This is a genomic window from Nocardia sp. NBC_01009 (assembly GCF_045208035.1).
Taxonomy (GTDB): Bacteria; Actinomycetota; Actinomycetes; order Mycobacteriales; family Mycobacteriaceae; genus Nocardia.
The window spans coordinates 3,387,178-3,407,002 of the sequence record NZ_CP108695.1 but is presented as its reverse complement, the minus strand read 5'-3'; the positions used below and the strand labels follow the sequence as shown (position 1 = coordinate 3,407,002).

General features: G+C 66.9%; 19 protein-coding genes and 1 other RNA gene. 9 read left to right on the top strand and 11 right to left on the bottom strand.

The genetic code is table 11. From position 1 onward, the window contains the following. Window positions 1-465: a 6,7-dimethyl-8-ribityllumazine synthase gene (locus OHA42_RS15220; protein WP_406237696.1), complete on the top strand. Its 465-nt coding sequence runs from the start codon at window positions 1-3 to the stop codon at window positions 463-465. Window positions 466-474: 9 nt separating this feature from the next. On the opposite strand, the gene OHA42_RS15215 is transcribed toward OHA42_RS15220, so the two are convergent. After that, window positions 475-1,917 (bottom strand): metallopeptidase, encoded by a 1,443-nt coding sequence (locus tag OHA42_RS15215; RefSeq protein WP_406237695.1) that lies wholly within the window; start codon window positions 1,915-1,917, stop codon window positions 475-477. A gap of 144 nt (window positions 1,918-2,061) precedes the next feature. Next, a complete protein-coding gene (locus OHA42_RS15210) occupies window positions 2,062-3,006 on the bottom strand; it encodes an endonuclease/exonuclease/phosphatase family protein (protein WP_406237693.1) in 945 nt (314 codons plus the stop codon). Window positions 3,007-3,064: 58 nt separating this feature from the next. Between OHA42_RS15210 and OHA42_RS15205 the strand changes: the two genes are divergently transcribed. After that, window positions 3,065-3,370, top strand: coding sequence for a hypothetical protein (locus OHA42_RS15205; protein WP_406237691.1), 306 nt, complete (start codon window positions 3,065-3,067; stop codon window positions 3,368-3,370). A 79-nt stretch (window positions 3,371-3,449) separates the two neighbouring features. On the opposite strand, the gene OHA42_RS15200 is transcribed toward OHA42_RS15205, so the two are convergent. After that, window positions 3,450-4,097: a cysteine hydrolase gene (locus tag OHA42_RS15200; RefSeq protein ID WP_406237689.1), complete on the bottom strand. Its 648-nt coding sequence runs from the start codon at window positions 4,095-4,097 to the stop codon at window positions 3,450-3,452. Window positions 4,098-4,104: 7 nt separating this feature from the next. After that, window positions 4,105-4,431 (bottom strand): hypothetical protein, encoded by a 327-nt coding sequence (locus tag OHA42_RS15195; RefSeq protein WP_328411211.1) that lies wholly within the window; start codon window positions 4,429-4,431, stop codon window positions 4,105-4,107. Between the two features lie 120 nt (window positions 4,432-4,551). Here OHA42_RS15195 and OHA42_RS15190 point away from each other — a divergent pair, with 120 nt between their 5' ends. Then, complete coding sequence (locus tag OHA42_RS15190; protein WP_328411209.1) at window positions 4,552-4,890, top strand: helix-turn-helix domain-containing protein; 339 nt, start codon at window positions 4,552-4,554, stop codon at window positions 4,888-4,890. Between the two features lie 25 nt (window positions 4,891-4,915). On the opposite strand, the gene OHA42_RS15185 is transcribed toward OHA42_RS15190, so the two are convergent. From OHA42_RS15185 to OHA42_RS15175, 3 genes are all read right to left on the bottom strand, one after another. Continuing rightward, a complete protein-coding gene (locus OHA42_RS15185; RefSeq protein WP_406237687.1) occupies window positions 4,916-7,927 on the bottom strand; it encodes a bifunctional [glutamine synthetase] adenylyltransferase/[glutamine synthetase]-adenylyl-L-tyrosine phosphorylase in 3,012 nt (1,003 codons plus the stop codon). A gap of 93 nt (window positions 7,928-8,020) precedes the next feature. Then, complete coding sequence (glnA, locus tag OHA42_RS15180; protein WP_366527872.1) at window positions 8,021-9,358, bottom strand: type I glutamate--ammonia ligase; 1,338 nt, start codon at window positions 9,356-9,358, stop codon at window positions 8,021-8,023. A 146-nt stretch (window positions 9,359-9,504) separates the two neighbouring features. Then, on the bottom strand, window positions 9,505-11,031 hold the full coding sequence (locus tag OHA42_RS15175) for an alpha/beta hydrolase (protein WP_406239378.1): 1,527 nt from the start codon (window positions 11,029-11,031) through the stop codon (window positions 9,505-9,507). A gap of 193 nt (window positions 11,032-11,224) precedes the next feature. Between OHA42_RS15175 and panB the strand changes: the two genes are divergently transcribed. From panB to OHA42_RS15150, 5 genes are all read left to right on the top strand, one after another. After that, complete coding sequence (gene panB / locus OHA42_RS15170) at window positions 11,225-12,082, top strand: 3-methyl-2-oxobutanoate hydroxymethyltransferase (RefSeq protein WP_406239376.1); 858 nt, start codon at window positions 11,225-11,227, stop codon at window positions 12,080-12,082. Window positions 12,083-12,095: 13 nt separating this feature from the next. Continuing rightward, window positions 12,096-12,956, top strand: coding sequence for a phosphotransferase (locus OHA42_RS15165; RefSeq protein WP_406237685.1), 861 nt, complete (start codon window positions 12,096-12,098; stop codon window positions 12,954-12,956). A gap of 114 nt (window positions 12,957-13,070) precedes the next feature. Continuing rightward, window positions 13,071-13,517: a hypothetical protein gene (locus OHA42_RS15160; protein WP_406237684.1), complete on the top strand. Its 447-nt coding sequence runs from the start codon at window positions 13,071-13,073 to the stop codon at window positions 13,515-13,517. Beyond that, window positions 13,517-14,479: a prolyl aminopeptidase gene (gene pip, locus OHA42_RS15155; protein ID WP_406237682.1), complete on the top strand. Its 963-nt coding sequence runs from the start codon at window positions 13,517-13,519 to the stop codon at window positions 14,477-14,479. Before OHA42_RS15160 ends, pip begins: the two co-directional genes overlap by 1 nt. 2 nt (window positions 14,480-14,481) lie before the next feature. After that, window positions 14,482-15,435 carry a CHAD domain-containing protein gene (locus OHA42_RS15150; protein WP_406237680.1) on the top strand — a complete coding sequence of 318 codons (954 nt, stop codon included), beginning with the start codon at window positions 14,482-14,484 and terminating at the stop codon, window positions 15,433-15,435. An 86-nt stretch (window positions 15,436-15,521) separates the two neighbouring features. On the opposite strand, the gene OHA42_RS15145 is transcribed toward OHA42_RS15150, so the two are convergent. Together OHA42_RS15145 and OHA42_RS15140 are read right to left on the bottom strand one after the other, a co-directional pair. Continuing rightward, a complete protein-coding gene (locus tag OHA42_RS15145) occupies window positions 15,522-17,105 on the bottom strand; it encodes an RNB domain-containing ribonuclease (RefSeq protein WP_406237678.1) in 1,584 nt (527 codons plus the stop codon). A 14-nt stretch (window positions 17,106-17,119) separates the two neighbouring features. Continuing rightward, window positions 17,120-17,587 carry a hypothetical protein gene (locus OHA42_RS15140; RefSeq protein WP_406237676.1) on the bottom strand — a complete coding sequence of 156 codons (468 nt, stop codon included), beginning with the start codon at window positions 17,585-17,587 and terminating at the stop codon, window positions 17,120-17,122. 291 nt (window positions 17,588-17,878) lie between these two features. Here OHA42_RS15140 and OHA42_RS15135 point away from each other — a divergent pair, with 291 nt between their 5' ends. Then, window positions 17,879-18,262, top strand: a complete 384-nt coding sequence (locus OHA42_RS15135; protein ID WP_406237674.1) for a hypothetical protein — start codon at window positions 17,879-17,881, stop codon at window positions 18,260-18,262. A gap of 189 nt (window positions 18,263-18,451) precedes the next feature. On the opposite strand, the gene OHA42_RS15130 is transcribed toward OHA42_RS15135, so the two are convergent. Beyond that, window positions 18,452-19,201 carry a slipin family protein gene (locus OHA42_RS15130; protein WP_406239374.1) on the bottom strand — a complete coding sequence of 250 codons (750 nt, stop codon included), beginning with the start codon at window positions 19,199-19,201 and terminating at the stop codon, window positions 18,452-18,454. A 147-nt stretch (window positions 19,202-19,348) separates the two neighbouring features. Beyond that, window positions 19,349-19,757: RNase P RNA component class A (rnpB, locus tag OHA42_RS15125), an RNA gene on the bottom strand. Between the last annotated feature and the right edge of the window lie 68 nt (window positions 19,758-19,825).

Sequence of the window (19,825 nt, the reverse complement as noted above, 5' to 3'; positions counted from 1 at the left end):
ATGGGCACTAGTACCGGATCCGTCGCGTTCATTCGCGCCATGTGGCACAGCTCGATCGTCGGCAAGGCGTACGAGGGCTTCGCCGCCGAGTACGCCGACCTCGGCTTCGATCCCGCCACCATCGACGTCTTCGAGGTCCCCGGCGCGTTCGAGATCCCGCTGCACGCCAAGCGCTTGGCACAGAGCGGTAAGTACGCGGCGATCGTGGCGGCGGCGCTGGTCGTCGACGGCGGCATCTACCGGCACGATTTCGTTGCCTCCGCGGTAATCGACGGCCTGATGCGGGTGCAGCTCGACACCGACGTGCCGGTCTTCTCGGTGGTGCTCACCCCGCACCACTTCCACGAGCACAGCGAGCACGCCACCTACTTCACCGAGCATTTCGTGACGAAGGGAGCCGAGGCCGCTCGCGCGATGGCGAACACCCTCAGCTCCCTGCGTGCGCTGCCTGCCGCTGCGCAGTGACCTGCTGACCTACCGGTACTGCGTCAGGCAGGCGGACTCACCGTCGAGGACGCCCATCCGGAACGCTTCCAGCCGCTGGAAGCCGCCTGCCACCACCTTGCCGTCTACGTCGGCGGCGACCAAGCCGTCGGCCAGCAGACCGGAGACCGCCTCGTCGAGGTCGTTGGCCGACAGGTGCGGATCGCTGGTCGGCTCGCTCAGCTTGGTTGTCACCACGCCGGTCAGGCACGCGGTGCGCAGTCCGGCCGTGCCGGCGCCGGTCAGCGTGAGCTTGCGATCCTGTTGCACCGCAAGGACATAGCGGGAGATGAACATCGCGAAGGCGTTGTAGTCGCCGTCCACGACCGCCGAGAGCGGTTCGCCTGCCCCCGTCATCGGCCCGCCGCGCGCGGCGAGAGCGGACACATCGGTGCCGATCTTCCCGGAGCTCGGGCAATAGGACACCGGTTCGGTGGTGGTGACCTTCGCGCAGGTGCGCACCACGCCCGCATAGTCGAATTGGGGCGACTTCGGCAGCGGGAAGATCTTCCCGAGCGCCTGACCGAGGCTGGTCAGCGAATCCACGTCGACCGGAAGCTGATGGTTCTCTTCGTCCTCCTCGAAGGACAACGGCAGATTCCCGCGACGCTTGTTGATCTCACCCTTATTGATCTTCTTGCAGGCCGACGCCCCGTCGGTGTATCCGATCTGCACGGCGGTCACGCGCTCGAACGCGGAACCGTGCACGTTCTTCGGATTATCCGGATCCTGGTCGCGCACCGCGACCGTCGCGCCGAGCACTGCATTGAGCCCATCGGTCGTGTTCAGCGTGAAGTGTGCCGAATTGCCTTCCGCCACATGGCGTAGGAAGACCCCCGCCAAGCAGTCCGCCTGCTGCTCCTTGACGATGGCCGAGGTGAGGAAGCCCGCGATCTTGGCCTGTCCCTGGATGGCGTGGCCGTACTCGTGCGCGAGCACCATCACCACCGCCATCTCACTGAACTTCTCCTTCAGCTTCGGCAGCAGCACGCCGCGGTCCCAGCCGATGGTGTGGTCGAGGCCGCAGTAGGCGGCGTTGACCACGTGAAAGGTGCTGGACTTGCAGAACGTGATCGCCTGCTCCTTGGGCGCCTTGGCATCCCACGAGAGATAGCGGGTCACCGGTTCGAAGGTGCCGGGAAAGGTTCTGCCGTACTCGGTCTTCCAGTAGTCCTCCAGGTCGGCGATGGTGTTGAGAGCAAGCTTGTCGATGGCTCCTCCGTCGCCGTTCACCGCGGTCAGTGGCGCGTCCGGCACACCGATGCGCGGTCCGTTCGGTCCCGAGGAAGAGGCCGACCCGGCCAGCTCCCATGGGTTGTCGGCGCTGCTCGCCGCAATATCGGCGCCGACCGTGTCGCTCCCGCATCCGGTCAGCGCGACGCCGAGCACCATCAGCACGGCGACCGCCCCGAAACGCAGCCGTGTTGTCTTCATCAGGTTCCTCCCCGAATCCCGGACTCGTCTCCGAGCCCGCCCCTCCGGCCGGTGTGGCAGACGCACGGCCATCGAGCGTTCATATGGTAATCGCCGCAGGCGCGCGGTGTGTATACCTCGCGCGGGCGAGAACGCAACGCACCGTTATCCGTTCAGCCGGATCGTGGCAATCATGGCCCGGTGGTCGGAGCCCGGCATGGTGAGTGTGTGCACCTCGTCGGCGGCCGCGTCGGCGACCAGGACGTGGTCGATGCCGATCACCGGGCCCCACTGGTAATCGGTCGGGTAAGTGGGCAGCGGGCCCGCGCCGGCCTGCTCGGCAGCCGCGGTGAAGCGCCCGCGCAGTAGATCGCGAAAGGCCGAATGATCGCGCGTCGCATTGAAATCCGCGCCGACGATCGCCGGACCCTGCTGTGCGTCCAGGATGTCGCGGATGCTGTGCAGCTCCGAACTCCATGCGGGAAAGTCCACCGTCGGCGGAATCGGATGGAACGCGAACACCGCGACCGCTCCGGCCTGCGGATGATCCATCGTCGCCGACACCTGGTTGAGCACGAAACCGACATATTTCTTGGTGTCGCGCAACGGGTATCGGCTGTAGATCCCGGTGCCGCCCGCAGCGGAGGTCGGCTCGAGGTACTGATACGGCAGTGCCTGCGCGAGTCCCGCCGCGGCGAGCCGCGCGACCATGTCCGCGGTCAACTCCTCGGTGGTCAGCACATCGACCCGATTGTCGTGCACCGCCCGCACCACGGTCGCGGCATCGGCCGCGCCGAGCATCAGATTCGACTGCATCACCACGACTTCCGGCCCACTGGCCGCTCGGCCGTCCGGCACGAAGATCGGCAGCTGGGTCCACGCCACCGCGGCGACGAGCACCCCCGCAACAGCGGCACTGCGCCAGCCGCGCGCGATCAAGAACAGCACCAGCCCGACGACGGCCCCGATCATCAGATACGACGCGCCGGAAGCGACGAGCACGACCGCCCGCCGCTGCCATGTTCCGAAATACAGAACGACCCCGACGCCCCCCGCCGCCACCGCGCACCACCCCACACCGAGTAGCGCTCGATCCATCCATGTACGCATGCCTCGAACCCTACGTACGCTCGGTGCGGGCACGGTGTCGACCTTGTGGAGGTTCTGTGTGGAGAATGCAGCTGTGTACGTCGAAGAATTCGTCGCCTCCGGTGCCATGACGACCGAAACCGCCGAAGACCTCGCGGCGGTCGCGGGGCGCTACACCACGCGAATCACGGTGAGCAGCAATGGCCACACTGTCCAGGCACTCGTCCTGCCATACTGTTGGAGCGACCTACGAATAGTCGCCGGCTCCACCATCTCGGTTACCGCCGACAGCGGTTACCGCCCGCCCGACTTCGAAGACCGCCGCGCCATCCGCGATTTCGTCTCCCGCTTCCGGTCGCCGACCTCGGACACCGCGCAGCGATAGCCCTCGTGCCACGACGCCGCCGTGCTGAGCGACCAGAGGTGGCCGAACCCAGCACGGCGGCGTCTCGCCCTGCCCGGCGTCAATCGCGCGGTCGACTCAATGCCGCCGTGAGTGTGGCGGTGTCGGTGCTGAGCGAGCCTCCGGCGAATTCGAGTGTCGCGTGCGAACGTTCGGCGGCGTCGGGGTGTCCCGCACCGCAGGCGTCGGTGACGACGACGGGGAAGTAACCCAGGTCCAGGCTGTGCCGGACGGTGGGTTCGATGCCGACCTCCATGGCGATGCCGGCAATCGCGTAGGTGTCGATTCCGCAGTCGCGCAACGCGATATCCAGCGGCGTCGCGGCGAAGGCGGACATGGTGATCTTGTCGAAGACCATCTCGTCGGGGCCGGGGGTGAGCTCCGGCACGAGCTGGAATTGGGGCGAGCCCTGCGGGAAGCTGGAACGCACTTCGGCCGGATCCTCCAGCCGCTGCCATGCCATCGCCATCCGCAATTGGGATACGCCCGCCACCGCCGACGGCAGCGACATGTGCCGGGTGTAGAACACCCGGAACCCGTTGGCCCGCGCCGCATCTCGCAGCTGCACGCAGGTCTGGACGATCTTGTCGCCGTCCGGAATCTGGCTGACGATGCCGACCTGCATGTCGTAGATGATCAACGCCATACGACGGGGGTCGCAGGCATCGTCGAGGGTGTGCGGGATGTCGAGACCGAATGCGTGTCTCATGACGGACTCAGTTCGTCCGGTCGTAGGGCTCGGCGACGTCGACCTTCGGGTCCATCAGTGCCTCGAGCGGCAGCGGCGCCTGCACCGGAACGTAGGTCCATTCCAGGTAGCCCGCCTTGGTCAGCGGGAAGTCGGCGACATACTTCTGTGCTTCCTCGACGCTGTCGACCTCGAACACGATGACCACGCCCGGCTCGTCGGCACGCGCGTAGTTCTCCCGCACGATGCCCGCCTTCCACAGCCGCCACACATTGGCGACCTCTTCGGGCAGGTACGGGTTGATGGTCTCCATCGTCACACCGGGCTTGAAACGGTCGAAAACGATGACCTTCATAGGATTTGGACTCCATGTCTGTAGTAGCTGATGCGGCGAGCCGCGGGGACGACATCTATGAAAGCCGGATGATTACAGTGTTACAAGAACGCACTTTTTAGTGAGTACCGGAGGCGAGAGATGGGTGTGCAGAAGCGCTACAACTGTGCGGTGGAGGTGACCGTCGACCTGATCGGCGGCAAATGGAAGCCGGTGATTCTCGCCCAGCTCAAGAAAGGTGTACACCGCTACGGCGAGCTGCGCCGATTGATGCCTTCCACCAGTGAGAAAATGCTGATCCAGCAGCTGCGGGAGCTCGAGGCCGACAATCTGGTCGAGCGCACCGTCTTCGACACCGTCCCACCCCAGGTCGAGTACCGCTTGACCGAAGAAGGCTGGAGCCTGGTGCCCGTGTTGACGGCGCTGTACGAGTGGGGCCGTAAGCGCGCCGATCGCGTGCACATCGAACTGCCCGGCTGAGCGAACCGTTCCCGCGGCCGCGGAACTACCCGCCGAACACCCGCTCCGCGACGGCCTTGGCTCGGCGCGTGACCCGCATGTAATTGTCCAGGAATTCACTGCCGTCATCGTTCGGCCAACCCGCGACCCGCGCGACGGCCGATAGTAGGCGGCCCGGGCCGGGCAGCTGATCGGCAGGCTTGCCGCGTACCAGGACAAGGGCGTTGCGCGCCTTCGTCGCGGTGAGCCAGGCATCGCGCAGCAGCGCCACGTCCTCGGCGTCGAGCAGCTTGGTCTGCTCGATGACCTCGAGCGATTGCAGCGTAGAGGTGTTGTGCAGACCCAGCACGTCATGGGCGTAGCGCAGCTGCATCAGCTGTACTGTCCATTCGATATCGGCCAGTCCACCGCGGCCCAGCTTGGTGTGGGTGGCCGGGTTGGCACCGCGCGGCAGCCGCTCGGAATCCACCCGCGCCTTGATCCGCCGGATCTCGCGCACCGCCTCCGTGGACACCCCGCCATCGGGATAGCGCACCTTGTCGATGATGTGCAGGAACCGCACCCCGAGCGCCTCGTCACCCGCCACCTGGTGCGCACGCAGCAGCGCCTGCACCTCCCACGGCTGCGCCCACTGCTCGTAGTAGGCGGCGTAGGCGGCCAAGGTGCGCACCAGCGCACCGTTGCGCCCCTCCGGCCGCAGCCCGGCATCCACCTGCAGCGGCGGATCGGTGCTCGGCGCGCCGAGCATCCGCTGCACCCGCTCGGCGATACCGATCGCCCACTTCACGGCCTTGGTCTCGTCCTGGCCCGGACGCGGATCGCAGACGAACAGCACATCGGCGTCGGAGCCGTAGCCCAGCTCCATCCCACCGAGCCTGCCCATCCCGATCACCGCGAAATCGGCGGGTGCGGGCTCGCCGAGCTCGGCCTCGCTGGCCCGAATCACCGCGCGCAGTGCGGCTTCCAGCACCGCGACCCACACCGCGGACAGCGCGCGGCACACCTGCGGCACGTCGAGCATGCCGAGCAGGTCCGCCGATGCCACCCTGGCCAGTTCGTGCCGCCGCAGCGAACGCGCCGCGGCCACCGCCCGTTTCGGATCGTCGTAACGTGCTGCCGCCGTGAGGATTCCGCGTGCGACGTCTTCCGGTTGCGGACTGAGCAGCAGCGGACCACCAGGACCGTCGGCGTACATCCGAATCGTGTCCGGCGCATTGATCAGCAGATCGGGCAGATACTCCGACGAACCGAGCACGATCATCAGCCGTTGCGCGATCGCCCCTTCGTCGCGCAACTCGCGCAGGAACCAGATCTGATCATCGAGACCCTCCGACACCCGCCGGTAGGCCAGCAGTCCGGAATCGGGATTCGGTGTGTCACCGAGCCATTCGAGCAGAGTCGGCAGCAGCAGCGCCTGGATGCGGCCCTTGCGCGAGATTCCGCCGGTCAATGCCTTCAGGTGTCCGAGCGCGTGTTCCGGCGCCACGTAACCCAGCGCGGCCAACTGCCGAATCGCCGCGTCCGGACTCAACCGCAGCGCGTCGGGATCGAGTTTGACCACCGATTCGAGCAGCGGGCGGTAGAAGAGTTTGGCGTGTAATCGCCGCACCCGCACCGAATTACGCCGAATTTCGTTGCCGAGCACGCCGACCGCATCCTGCCTACCGTCGGGCCGGATATGCGCGGCGCGCGCCAGCCAGCGCATGCCTTCCTCGTCGTCGGCGGCGGGCAGGGTGTGCGTTCGCTTGAGTCGCTGCAGTTGCAGGCGATGCTCGAGCAACCGCAGGAATTCGTAGGAGGCGTTGAGATTGGCCGCGTCGTCGCGACCGACATAGCCGCCTGCGGCCAGTGCCGTCAACGCCTCGACGGTGCCCTGCACATGCAGCGTTTCATCCACTCGGCCGTGCACCAATTGCAGGAGCTGCACAGCGAATTCGACGTCGCGCAGACTGCCGCGCCCGAGCTTGAGCTCACGTTCGCGCAGATCGGCGGGCACCAGATCCTCCACCCGACGCCGCATTGCCTGCACGTCGGCCACGAAATCCGGCCGCTCCGACGCGGTCCAGACCATCGGCATCAGTGCGGCGCGATACTGCTCCCCCAGCTCCAGGTCGCCGGTCATCGGCCTGGCCTTGAGCAATGCCTGGAACTCCCAGGTCCGCGCCCACCGCTTGTAGTACGCGATATGCGACTCCAGCGTGCGCACCAAGGCACCGGCCTTGCCCTCCGGCCGCAACGCCGCATCGACCTCGAAGAAGGCCGCGCTGCCCACGCTCATCAGCTCGGCCGCCAGCCGGGTCGCGGTGGCGTCGGCGGGCTCGGCGACGAACACCACATCGACGTCGCTGACGTAATTCAGTTCGCGCGCACCGCTCTTACCCATGGCAATGACCGCGAGCCGCACCGGCACCGGTCCTTCTTTGCACACCCGCGCCACCGCTACCGACAGTGCAGCGGTCAGCGCGGCGTCGGCCAGGTCGGTGAGATGGCGACCGACAACCTGATACGGCAAGACCGGTTCGTTCTCCACCGTCGCGGCGAGATCGAGCGCGGCGAGGACCATCAGCTGATCGCGATACCGCTTGCGCAGCAAGGCAATCGCCTCCGGACCGGAGATGGCGGCCCGGTACAGCGCGGCGGTGGCCTCAGGGCTTTCGACAGGCACAGCTTCGACCGAAGCAAGCAGATCCGCGATCAGTTCCTCGCGACTCGGCAACTTGTCGCGCCGCAGGATCCGCCACGCCGCCGGATCGGCGACCAGGTGATCGGCGAACGCACTCGACGAACCGATCAACGCGAACAGCCTGCCGCGCAACGAAGTGTCGGCACGCAACTGCGAATCCAGTTCCGCCCAGCCCGCACCCAGCGCCGCGCGCAACCGAATCAGTGTCAGCAACGCCAGATCGGCATCCGGCGATCGCGACAGGGCCCACAGCACCGGAATGCTGTCGACATTATCCCACGCCAACTCTCGCAAGGACTGGGCGGCGGTCGGCTCGAGCAATCCGAGCCGACCGACACCGGGAACAGCTGAACGAGCAGTCGGCGGCCGTACCATATGTCCAACTTAGTTCGCCGCCCATGTCTTTCCACACGGGCGGGTGGAAAGACATGCAAACGTGGCCGTTATCGGCCTATTCGCGACACCGGGTCACAAACCGAGGTATTCCTTCAGCTCGAACGGCGTCACCTGGCTGCGGTAGTCCGCCCATTCCCTGCGCTTGTTGCGCAGGAAGAAGTCGAACACGTGCTCGCCGAGCGTCTCGGCGACCAGCTCGGAGCGCTCCATCGCCTGCAGCGCCTCGTCGAGGGTGCCGGGCAGTTCACGGAAGCCCATGGCGCGCCGCTCGGCGGCGGTGAGCGACCAGACGTCGTCCTCGGCCTCCGGAGGCAGCGTGTAGCCCTTCTCGATACCCCGCAGACCGGCGGCGAGCAGCACCGCGAAGGTCAGGTACGGGTTGCATGCCGAATCTGGGCTGCGGATCTCGACGCGACGCGAGGAGGACTTGTTCGGGGTATACATCGGGACGCGCACCAGCGCCGAGCGGTTGGACCGGCCCCACGAGGCGGCGGTCGGCGCCTCGCCGCCGTGGATGAGCCGCTTGTAGGAGTTCACCCACTGGTTGGTGATCGCGCTGATCTCCGGTGCGTGCTCGAGGATGCCCGCGATGAACGCCCGGGCGGTCTCCGACAGGTTGATCGGGTCGTCAGGATCGTGGAAGGCGTTCGCCTCGCCCTCGAACAGGCTCATGTGCGTGTGCATCGCCGAGCCCGGGTACTGAGCGAAGGGCTTGGGCATGAACGTCGCGCGCACGCCCTCGTCGATGGCCACTTCCTTGATCAGGTAGCGGAAGGTCATCACGTTGTCGGCCATGGACAGCGCGTCGGCGTAGCGCAGGTCGATCTCCTGCTGACCCGGCGCGCCCTCGTGGTGGCTGAACTCGACCGAGATGCCCATCGACTCGAGCGCATCGATCGCGTGCCTGCGGAAGTTCGGCGCCGAATCGTGCACGGCCTGGTCGAAGAAGCCGCCGGTGTCGGCGGGGCGGGGGTCTGCGCCCTGCGGTCCGTTCTCCAGCAGGAAGAACTCGATCTCCGGGTGCACATAGCAGCTGAAGCCGACGTCACCGGCCTTGTTGAGCTGACGGCGCAGTACGTGGCGCGGGTCGGCCCAGGACGGCGAACCGTCCGGCATGGTGATGTCGCAGAACATGCGCGCCGAATGCTGGTGACCCTTGCTGGTGGACCACGGTAGGACCTGGAAGGTGGACGGATCCGGGCGGGCGACCATGTCCGCTTCCGAGACCCGCGCGAAGCCTTCGATGGCAGAGCCGTCGAAGCCGATGCCCTCCTCGAAGGCGCCTTCCAGCTCGGCCGGCGCGATGGCGACGGACTTCAGATAACCCAGCACGTCGGTGAACCAGAGACGCACGAAGCGGATATCCCGCTCTTCGAGCGTCCGCAGCACGAATTCCTTCTGGCGATCCATGAACGCGAGCGTAAGCACCTGGCGTTAAATCCGTGTTACATACACGCTTAGGGATTGCAATTCGGTGAGTTGGAACAGATCGCACTATCGGTTCGCAGCACCTGTGAGCGCCCGGTGGCGGGCCGGATCCACCCGCCCGCACGAGGTCAGCAGGTGAGTCCTTGCTCCGGAACGGTCAGCTCGGTGAGGTAGGCGATGACCACATCATCGAGGCAGGCGTCGCCCGCGACGAGGGCCGCGGTGTGCCTGGTGCCGCGGAAGGTGATCAGTGCTGAGCCCAGCTGCGCGGCGAGGTCGACACCGGCCTGGTAGGGCGTCGCCGGATCCTCCGTCGTCGACACCACGACCGTCTTCGGCAGCCCGGTCACCGAGATCTTGTGCGGTTCACTCGTGTTCGGCACCGGCCAGGCGTTGCACACCTCGAGCGGCGCAGCCCCGGTGCCGCGGCCGTCGTCGAGGAACGGTGCCGCCTTGCGGTACTCGGTGTCCTGCTTGCCCGTGATCGCGGGATCGGCGATGCGCGGATCATCGACACAGCGGATCGCGTTGAACGCGTCCTGGGTGTTGTTGTAAGTGCCGTCGTCGCGACGGCCGTCGTAGATGTCGGCGAGCTGCAGCAGCGTGTCGCCGCGGCCGTCGCGCAATTCCGAAAGGCCGAGGGTTAGCACTCGCCAGAATTCGTCGGTGTAGAGCGCCTGCTGCACGCCGGTAATCGCATCGCTGTAGCTGAGCCCACGCGGGTCGGTGGTCGCGGCGGGCTTGTCGCGCAACGGGTTCACCAGGGCCCGGAACCGCGCAACGGACTGCGCCGGATCGGTGCCGAGCGGGCAGTCCGGCTCCTTGGCGCAGTCGGCGCTGTAGCCGTCGAATGCCTTCTGGAAGCCGGCAGCCTGCCGCAACGACTCCTGCACGGGGTCTGCCGCGGAGTCGACCGCGCCGTCGAGCACCAGCGCCCGCACGTTGGCGGGGAACTTCTCGGCATAGGCCGAGCCGAGCTTGGTGCCGTAGGAGTAGCCGAGATAGGTGAGCTTGTGGTCGCCGAGCACGGCGCGGATCACATCCATGTCCTGCACCACCTCGCGGGTGCCGACGTGAGCGAGTAGCTCCGCCCCGGTGCGGTCGACGCAGTGGCCCGCGTATTGGCGGTTCTCGTCCTCCGAGTCGGCGATGCCTTCCGGGGTGTTGTCCGTCGGCCGCTCCGCGCGCTCGGAATCGGATTCCTGCGGGGTCAGGCAGGCGACGGCAGGCAACGAGGAACCGACCCCGCGTGGGTCGAAGCCAACCCGATCGAAGCGCTCGGCGAGCGGCGTCTTGCCCGCGATGCTCGCCATCGACAGGCCCGACACCCCCGGGCCACCCGGGTTCAGCAGCAGCGAACCGATGCGTTTGCCGCTCGCCTCCAGCCGTGACAGCGCTATCTGGGCGGTCGGGCCGTCCGGCTTCTCGTAATCGATCGGCACTGTGATGCGTGTGCACTGCGTCTTCGGTGCGAGGTTGTCCTCGGGGTCGCCGAAGCCCTCGCAACCACCCCACTGCGGCACCTGCGTATAGAACTTCTCCAACCCGGCGGGCGGCGCGGGTAATGGCGCCGTCGGCTCGTCCTTCTCGACGGTGCATCCTGCCGCCACCATCGCCAGCACCGCTCCAACGAGCACACCACGCCAACTCCGCATCCACGCCATAGTGAAATCCTGGCAGGGCCGCCGCCGCGCCTGTGCGGCGCACTGGAAACCGCCGCGTCGGTGGTGTGACCAATCGCACCGGTCACAGGCCTTAATACGATGGTTGCGTCGGTGCAGACTGGACTCGTCAGATAAACCCGGGGACCCGCATGGGCCTCGAGGAGACACGACGAAAGGGACGATGATGTCCGTGTCCGATTCGGAAACCCCCGCGTACGGCGCAGCACCGACCGCAACCAAGGCGGCGAAACGCAAGACGCGGGTGCATCACCTGCAGCAGATGAAGGCCGAGGGTGAGCGCTGGTCGATGCTCACCGCCTACGACTATTCCTCGGCGCGTTTGTTCGAAGAGGCCGGTATTCCGGTGCTGTTGGTCGGCGACTCCGCCGCGAACGTGGTGTACGGCTACGACACCACTGTGCCGATCACCGTCGACGAGCTGATCCCGCTGGTGCGTGGTGTCGTCCGCGGCGCACCGCATGCGCTCGTCGTCGCCGATCTACCATTCGGCACCTACGAGTCCTCGCCGCAGCAGGCGCTGGCCACCGCGACCCGGTTCATGAAGGAGGGCCAGGCGCACGCAGTGAAGCTGGAGGGCGGCGAGCGAGTGGCCGAACAGATCGCACTGATCACCTCGGCGGGCATTCCGGTGATGGCGCACATCGGCTTCACGCCGCAGAGCGTCAACACCCTCGGCGGCTTCCGGGTGCAGGGGCGTGGCGACGGCGCCGAGCAGCTGGTCGCCGACGCCATCGCGGTCCAGGAGGCCGGCGCGTTCGCCGTGGTGATGGAGATGGTTCCGGCCGAGCTCGCCGGTCAGGTCACCCGCAAGCTGACCATCCCGACCGTCGGCATCGGCGCGGGCGCCGAGTGCGACGCACAAGTGCTGGTGTGGCAGGACATGGCCGGCTACACCAGTGGCAAGACCGCAAGGTTCGTCAAGCGCTTCGGCAATGTCGGTGACGAACTACGCACTGCCGCAGCCGCTTACGCCGACGAGGTGCGTCGCGGCACCTTCCCCGGCCCCGAGCACAGCTTCTGATAGGGGACCAACGATGAACGGCCGAGCAGTGCACGCCCCGGTGGCGCTGCTCGGCCAACCGCTGGAACCGGTGCTGGACTGGGCCGCCGGAATACTCGACGCACGCAACGTGGAAATCACCGGTCCACCCACGCAGACACGTCGACGCGCGTGGTCGTTGATCGCCAGTATCCCGACCGACGCGGGTCCGATGTGGCTGAAGGCCAACGCGCGCGCCTTCGCACACGAGGGTCCGCTGCTGCAACGACTGGCGGCGCTTCGTCCCGGCAGTGTGCTGGAACCCCTTGCCGTGCAACCCGATCACGGATGGCTGCTCAGTAGCCACGGCGGTGACATCGCCACCGACAGCGAGGCCGAATGGACCGGCCTCATCGAACGCTACGTGGATCTGCAGCAGTCGCTCACGACGCACATCGAGGACCTACGGGACACGGGAACGCCGTATCTGCCGCCTACGCAACTGATCACGATCTACCGGCACTACGAGCCACGGGTGCCAGGGCTCGGCGCCGCGATCGAGGAATCGGCCGCAGCGCTCGAAGAATTCGGCAGGCTCAGCATCGAGCACAACGACCTGCACCCCGGCAATGTGTTCGCCGCGGCCACCCCGGGAACCGGGATGCTCTTCGACTGGGGCGATGCGGTGATCACCCACCCCTTCCTGTCCGAGCGGATGCTGAACGGCCCGCATCGCAAGCAATACTTCGAGTGTTGGCGCCGCGACAGCCCGATCTCCGATGCGGAAATCATCCTGGCCGAACGACTCGCCCCTCTGGTGTCGCTCAACCCGTGGCGCACCATCGACATCTCTCGACCGCGATTCGCCAGGGTGGTGCAGCAACTGCTGGACGGACTGCAGGCCGGTTTTCGTTAGCCCGAATCCGGTCCGATCCGGCGTGCCGCCGCCGTCCGATGGATTCGCACGGGCCCGACGGCGCAAACAATGGCAGACTCGATGCGGACAATGTCGACACGAGCAGAGGTACCGATGCCGCAGCCCCGTTGGATTTCACGCAGCACACTCCTGGTGGCCGGAGTTTTCGCCGCTGCCGCGCTGACCGCCTGCGGAACGAGTACCGACCCGGCTCCGACCGGCAGCTCGGCATCGACCACCGGATCCGCGACCAGCGCGCCCAATGGCACGGCCGCTCCCAAGCCGACCACTCCGCCGGTCTCCGATGCGTCGGCGACCCAGCTGTGCGACATGCTCCGTCCGGAGCTGTCGAACTTCCGAATCCAGGGCGGGACACTCGGCCGCATCGGCCTCAACGCGCTGGTGCACGAATGGGCGCTGCGCAACGGCGGCATCAACAGCCAGGTGCTCGCCGACAAAGCCATCATCGACCGGACCACCATCAAGGCCTGCCCCGACGTGCGCCAGCAGACGATCGAGGCGCTGGGGCTGTCCGACCTCGCTTCCGGACTCGCCTTCTGATGCGAACCCTGTACCCGCCGATCGAGCCGTACGAGACCGGCATGCTCGACGCCGGAGCAGGGCAGTCGGTGTATTGGGAGGTCAGCGGTAACCCGGCCGGCAAACCGGCGGTGTTCCTGCACGGCGGCCCCGGTGGCGGCACCGCGCCGCATCACCGTCAATTCTTCGATCCGGCCGTCTATCGCATCGTGCTGTTGGACCAGCGCGGCTGCGGCCGCTCCACGCCGCATATCGCCGATGGCGCGAGCCTGGAGACCAACACCACGCCGCATCTGATCGCCGACATCGAGGCGCTGCGAACCCATCTCGGCATCGAGCGCTGGCAGGTGTTCGGCGGCTCGTGGGGTTCGACATTGGCGCTGGCCTACGCGCAACAGCACCCGGAACGGGTAACCGAACTGGTGCTGCGCGGGATCTTTCTGCTGCGCCGCAAGGAAATCGACTGGTACTACAACGGCTCCGCAGGCTACGTCTACCCGGACGAGTGGGAGAAATTTCTCGCCCCGGTGCCGGCGGCCGAACGCGGCAACGACCTCGTCGAGGTCTATCACCGACTGCTGCACTCCCCCGACGAGCAGGTCGCCCTTGCCGCGGCCGTCGCCTGGTCGACTTGGGAGGGCGCGACGAGTTCGCTACTGCCCCAACCGGATCGGGTTGCCGAAACGGCCGAAGCACGCTTCGCGCTCGCCTTCGCCCGGATCGAGAACCACTACTTCATGCACGGCGGATTCCTCGAGGAGGGACAGCTGTTGCGCGATCTCGACAGGATCGCGCACATCCCGGCCGTCATCGTGCAGGGCCGCCACGACATCGTCTGCCCTGCCGTCAGCGCCTGGGATCTGCACCGCGCCTGGCCCGGCTCGCAGCTGCACATCGTGGACGATGCCGGACACGCCGCCAATGAGCCGGGCATCACCCATCACCTCGTCGAGGCAACCGACGGATTCGCGAAAGTGAGCTGAAGATGGTCAGCGCCGGAAACGCCCTCGTCGCGGCACTCAGCGACGACGTGGACCGGCTGCTGGCCGCTGAACCGGAAGTCCGTGCGGACACTCATGATTCGGTGCACCAGATGCGGGTCGCGACCCGACGACTACGCAGCGTGTTGCGTTCCTATCGCAGCCTGTTCGAGCAGGCGCCCGCCGCCGCGATGGGTGACGAACTCAAATGGCTGGCCGGGTTGCTGGGTGTCGCACGGGATGCCGAGGTGCGTGCCGAGCGGTTCACCGCTCTGTTGGCCGAGCATGCCGGGCCCGAATCCGGCACGGCCGCAAGCGATTCGGGCGCCGCTCCCGAATCGTCGGCGACAACAGCAGCGCAACCCGACAGTGCCGAACCCACCGCGGCCGACATCGTTGCCGTCACCACCGAGCTGGTCGGCGCAGAGCAAGCGAAATATGCGCGCGCGCATGCCGAGATCCTCGCGGAGTTCGACGGCCACCGGTATCGCAAACTGCGCGATGAATTGTCCGCCTGGCGTACCGATCCCCCGCTCGACCCCGCCGAGGCCGCCCGGCCCGCGGCCGACGCTTTCGAGCGGGTACTGCGGCGGGACCGCAAACGACTGCGCCGGCTGGTATTCGCCGAACCTGCCGTACCACCCGCCGAACGAGTCGAGCTGCTGCACGATATCCGCAAGAGCGCCAAGCGCTTACGGTATTCGTGCGAAGGCGCCGCGGAGACGCTCGGCGCTGCCGCAGCCGATCTGGGCAGCAGTGCGAAACGTCTGCAAACCGTCCTCGGTGACCACCGCGATGCCGTCGAGTCCCGCGAAGCCATCCTCGCCCGCGCCGCCGAATCCCCCGTTCGAGGTCGGGTCGCCGCGCTCTACGAAATCCTGGCCGACGCAGAGGAAATCGAGGCAGGCATGGCCCTCGCCCGCTACCCGATCGCCGCCGCGTTCGTCTCGGGCGGCTGACACCGGACCTGTCCCCGCACACCTGGCCCGGGTCGACCGCGCCCGCTCGGTGCTCGGAGTCGTTCGGCGTACTTCGCGGTTCCGGTTCAGACCGGGAATGCGAAGCCGATCTTGCGAGTGGCCGGGTCCGCGGAAACCAAACGAACGCGCACGGCCGCACCTTCCGGTGGAGAGCCGACACAGGGTCCCGCGACCGGCGGGTCGGCGATGAACACTTCGGCGAGACGGCTGCCGTTGGCTTCACGGATCACCACCGCGTCGAACTCCGCACCGCTGCGCTCGGCGAGCAGGGTCGCCTCGGTCAGGTCGATGCACGCACGTTCCACCTTGTTCGCGAGGGCGTCGCTGCGCCGCATCGACTCGGTGGTGGGTGAGAGGCCGTCTCGAACCCATTGCGGTACTTCGGCTCCCGCACACAGGGCAAGACAGATCTCGGTGGCGAACCGGTCGGCGAGTCGGCGCAGCGGCGCGGTCACATGCGCGTACGGTGCGCCGATCGCGCTGTGCTGCAGGTTATTCGGCTGGTCGGCCGACTGCCTGGTGTTCGCCCCGGAGTTGGACCGCCTGCTGTTCGACTGCTCGGCCCTCGCCCCCGCAGCGGGCTCGACCTCCCCTTGCCCAGCGCTCGGCGGCACGCCGTTGGAAGGCGCCGCGGCAGGCCCGTCTGCGACGGCCCCGTCCAGCACGGTGTACGCGGCCCCGCGGAGCAGCCCGGTGGCCTCCGACATGAGCACAAGGGCAGCGGGCGTGTTCGGGTCGAGTCCGGCCAGCATGCGCCCGACCGACTCCTGGGCAGGCCAGGCGATCCCCAAGGCCGCGGCGGTCCTGCGTATCGATGCGATCGCCGAGTCGGGCGGCGGTGGCATAGTACGCAGCAGTGCGATGCGTTCACCCGACGGAGTCGTCCTGTCGAGCATGATCCTGGCCGCGCACATCCCGGTCAGCAGCGACACCTGCTCGTTCCAGTCGTCAGCGGCGGTGCGCGGCTCCAGCACCAGTCGCCAATGCCCGTCGGCCTTGTCGTCGCTGATCACGCTCTGTGCGGGCAAGCGCAGCCCGATCGCGCCGCGGGCGAGCCCCGCCTCGATGCGCCGCGTGCCGAATTCCGGCAGGGCCGCGATCGAGGGGTGCAGGCGACCTGCGTCGGCGTCGGCTTGCACACTCGCGTAGTCGAGCCTGGCTCGGGACCGAATGAGCGCGCGCACCACCGAGCAGCGCTGCGGTTCGGCGTTCTCGTCCAGTTCGATGGTCCACAGCGCGGCGGGCCTGGTCTGCTCGGGCAGCAGGCTCGCGGCATTCTCGGAGAGCACCGGCGGATGCAGCGGCACGGTGCTGTCCGGCAGATAGAAGGTCTGGCCCCGAGCGACGGCCTCGGTGTCGAGCGCACCGCCCGGCACGATCACAGCGCCGACATCGGCGATGGCGTAGTGCAGTGTGAAGCCGGAATCGGTGCGGTCCAGGTGCAGTGCCTGGTCGAGATCCATCGCACCCGGCGGGTCGATCGTCACGAAGGGGATATCGGTGCGATCGATGCGGTTGCCCGCGAACGCGTCGACCGCGTCGCGGGCTTCCGTGGTTGCCTCGGCGGGATACGCCGAGGCCAATCCGAATTCGGAACGGATGGCGCCGAAATCAACCGGCGCCGACACGATCCGTTGGTGAAGTTCCACGCTGTCGGTGGGCTCTACTGCAACGCCAGCATGGTGCCGTTCAATTCATTCAACGGTCCGTACATGGTGAAGGTCACCCGACCGTTGGGAACACTCGACGACACACCGGCCGCCGCGTCGAGCGCCTGGCCGAACGACGCCGCCGAGGGATGCGGCAGGCCGGCGATCGCCTTCCCGATGTGGCTCTGGTGCACCCAGGCCGTGTCGGCGGGGCTGAGGTCGACCTGGACCCCGCCCGCCAACGGGGTCACCGCGACCGCACCAGCGGACCCGGCGCCAAACACTGCGAAAACCGATGCAGCCCCGGCGATCAAAGCGCCGGCGACCAGTGAACGAACTACCCGCATAGAGTTGAGACCTGCTTCCGCGATCGAAGAATGAACGGCCCGCTGCTGCCCGGCAACAGGCCTTGCCAACGGCGACCACTCTATGACGTCGCTCACGTTATTAGCCAGTTCCGGACGAATCACCATGCCGGACACGCCGAGCCGCCGCCCACCGCGGCCGACTGCTAGGGTTGCCGGGCGTAGCGGGGGTTCGATATTCCCGCACATTTCGAAGTATCCGTACGTCGACAATTGGGAGTTACGCACTCATGTCATCGCTGCTTTTCGACTACCTGATGCCACTGCTCGGCCCGGAACAGGCCGCGTACTGGGCTCAGGTCTTCACAATCTCGCCGGCCTGACCTCACCGCCTCCCGCGCGGCTTCGTCGCCTCCCGTTAACCACATGGGAGGCGACGTTCGTCAAGTGCCGCTAGCATCCCGCTCCGTGCAAAGAACCTCCGCCGCTATCGCGGCCAGCGCCACCCTCTTCACCCTGCTTCTCGCAGGCTGCAACGACGACACAGCAGGCAGCGCCGCCTCTTCGACAACGGCGAGCGCCGGATCGTCCGCCGCGGCCGGCGACGCCCCCGACAACATCAAAGCGGGCACCTTTGTGGTGAGCTTCCGCACCGCCTTCCCCAAACTCGCCGACGGCAAAGACAACAACAAGATTCGCGACGTTCTCGTCGAAACCTGCAAAGACGTCAAGGACGGCAAGTCGGAGGACGCCGTCGTGCAGAACATCATCAAGCACACCAAGACCGGATCGGTCGAGGCGAGCAAGGAAGAGGCGCAGGCCATCTATCAGATGGCCAAACTGCTCTGCTGAACTATTTGTTCCAGGGCAGATAATTCGGCAGGTACTTCAATACGTAACCCACCGTGATCATGACGATGATGGCGATCAAAGGGATAAGCACGGACATCGGTCCGGTCCTTTACGTTGTGCTACCGATGGAGGGATCGTGCCGCACACCATCGAGGCGCGCGGTACCTGTATCGGTATACGCCTCCGGTGTTACGTGTGAGTTCCGTCCTGGCCCGCCGCGGGTGTGTCGTCCTGAGGCTGCACCGGTGGGCTACTGCGCTCGAGAAAGCGCAGCAGCTCCACCGGGAACGGCAGCACCAGCGTCGAGTTCTTCTCCGCAGCGACCTGGACAACAGTTTCCAGCAGCCGCAGTTGCAATGCCGCGGGATGTTCCGACATCTGGGCGCCCGCCTGGGCCAGCATCTGCGCGGCCTGCAACTCCCCCTCCGCCGAGATGACCCTGGCCCGGCGTTCCCGCTCCGCCTCCGCCTGCCGCGACATCGAGCGCTTCAGCGAATCCGGCAGCGCCACATCCTTGATTTCCACCCGGTCGATGTGCACGCCCCACGCCAGTGCCGGGCTGTCGATCATGAGCTCGAGCCCCTTGTTCAGCTGCTCCCGATTCGACAGCAGATCGTCGAGTTCGCTCTTGCCGATGATCGAGCGCAGCGAGGTCTGGGCTACCTGGCCGACCGCGAACAGATAGTTCTGCACCTCGATGACGGCGGCGACGGGGTCGATCACCCGGAAATACACCACCGCGTCCACCCGCACCGTCACGTTGTCGCGCGTGATGCCGTCCTGCGCGGGCACCGGCATGGTGATGATCTGGATGGAGACCTTGCGCATCCGATCGACGAACGGAATCAACATGCGCAGCCCGGGATCCCGTGTCCCCGCAACCCGACCGAACCGGAAAACCAGCCCCTTCTCGTACTGTGTGACGATCCGCGCGCTCATGGCGGTGAGGACACCGCCGACGACCGCTCCTATACCGAAAATGCTGCCGATGAGGGCAAGAATGTCCATAACTGCACCGCCAAGGCGAATCGTCTGCCGCGCCGGAACCCGGTCTCGCGGCTCACTTCCATCATGGCACCGTGCGGGCGGACGAGTTGGCCTGTAAGCCGGATCCTGTCCCCGGTTCACACCGAGTGACGACCATCCATCTGGACACACCGTTGCCGGGTGCCTCGAGCGGTCCACCCGCAGGCTCGGGCGAGCAGCCCTCGAACACCTGCGCAGCCGCACCGCACGCGATGCGACCTTCGACCTTGCTCCGGGCGGGGTTTACCGAGCCGCCCCGGTCACCCGGGGCGCTGGTGCGCTCTTACCGCACCGTTTCACCCTCACCGACGCTCGCGCATCGGCGGTCTGTTTTCTGTGGCACTGTCCCGCGGGTCACCCCGGGTTGCCGTTAGCAACCGCCCTGCTCTGTGGAGTCCGGACTTTCCTCGGCGACGGGCGGCGGCACAGCTGTGCCCGTTCCCATCGCCGCGGTCGCCCGGCCAACTCGTCCGCGGCGTCCAGGGTACGTTGTTCCCGGGCCTGACCTCGCAGCTGGTCGGAGCAGAACAGTACGGT

What these genes read in the sequence shown, in the direction of transcription:
- OHA42_RS15165 (WP_406237685.1), top strand. Translation starts at nt 12,096, where the DNA reads ATGAACGGCCGAGCAGTGCACGCCCCGGTGGCGCTGCTCGGCCAACCG.
- OHA42_RS15200 (WP_406237689.1), bottom strand. Translation starts at nt 4,097, where the DNA reads ATGAGACACGCATTCGGTCTCGACATCCCGCACACCCTCGACGATGCC.
- pip (WP_406237682.1), top strand. Translation starts at nt 13,517, where the DNA reads ATGCGAACCCTGTACCCGCCGATCGAGCCGTACGAGACCGGCATGCTC.
- OHA42_RS15195 (WP_328411211.1), bottom strand. Translation starts at nt 4,431, where the DNA reads ATGAAGGTCATCGTTTTCGACCGTTTCAAGCCCGGTGTGACGATGGAG.
- OHA42_RS15175 (WP_406239378.1), bottom strand. Translation starts at nt 11,031, where the DNA reads ATGCGGAGTTGGCGTGGTGTGCTCGTTGGAGCGGTGCTGGCGATGGTG.
- OHA42_RS15215 (WP_406237695.1), bottom strand. Translation starts at nt 1,917, where the DNA reads ATGAAGACAACACGGCTGCGTTTCGGGGCGGTCGCCGTGCTGATGGTG.
- OHA42_RS15210 (WP_406237693.1), bottom strand. Translation starts at nt 3,006, where the DNA reads ATGCGTACATGGATGGATCGAGCGCTACTCGGTGTGGGGTGGTGCGCG.
- glnA (WP_366527872.1), bottom strand. Translation starts at nt 9,358, where the DNA reads ATGGATCGCCAGAAGGAATTCGTGCTGCGGACGCTCGAAGAGCGGGAT.
- panB (WP_406239376.1), top strand. Translation starts at nt 11,225, where the DNA reads ATGTCCGTGTCCGATTCGGAAACCCCCGCGTACGGCGCAGCACCGACC.
- OHA42_RS15160 (WP_406237684.1), top strand. Translation starts at nt 13,071, where the DNA reads ATGCCGCAGCCCCGTTGGATTTCACGCAGCACACTCCTGGTGGCCGGA.
- OHA42_RS15130 (WP_406239374.1), bottom strand. Translation starts at nt 19,201, where the DNA reads ATGAGCGCGCGGATCGTCACACAGTACGAGAAGGGGCTGGTTTTCCGG.
- OHA42_RS15150 (WP_406237680.1), top strand. Translation starts at nt 14,482, where the DNA reads ATGGTCAGCGCCGGAAACGCCCTCGTCGCGGCACTCAGCGACGACGTG.
- OHA42_RS15185 (WP_406237687.1), bottom strand. Translation starts at nt 7,927, where the DNA reads ATGGTACGGCCGCCGACTGCTCGTTCAGCTGTTCCCGGTGTCGGTCGG.
- OHA42_RS15190 (WP_328411209.1), top strand. Translation starts at nt 4,552, where the DNA reads ATGGGTGTGCAGAAGCGCTACAACTGTGCGGTGGAGGTGACCGTCGAC.
- OHA42_RS15220 (WP_406237696.1), top strand. Translation starts at nt 1, where the DNA reads ATGGGCACTAGTACCGGATCCGTCGCGTTCATTCGCGCCATGTGGCAC.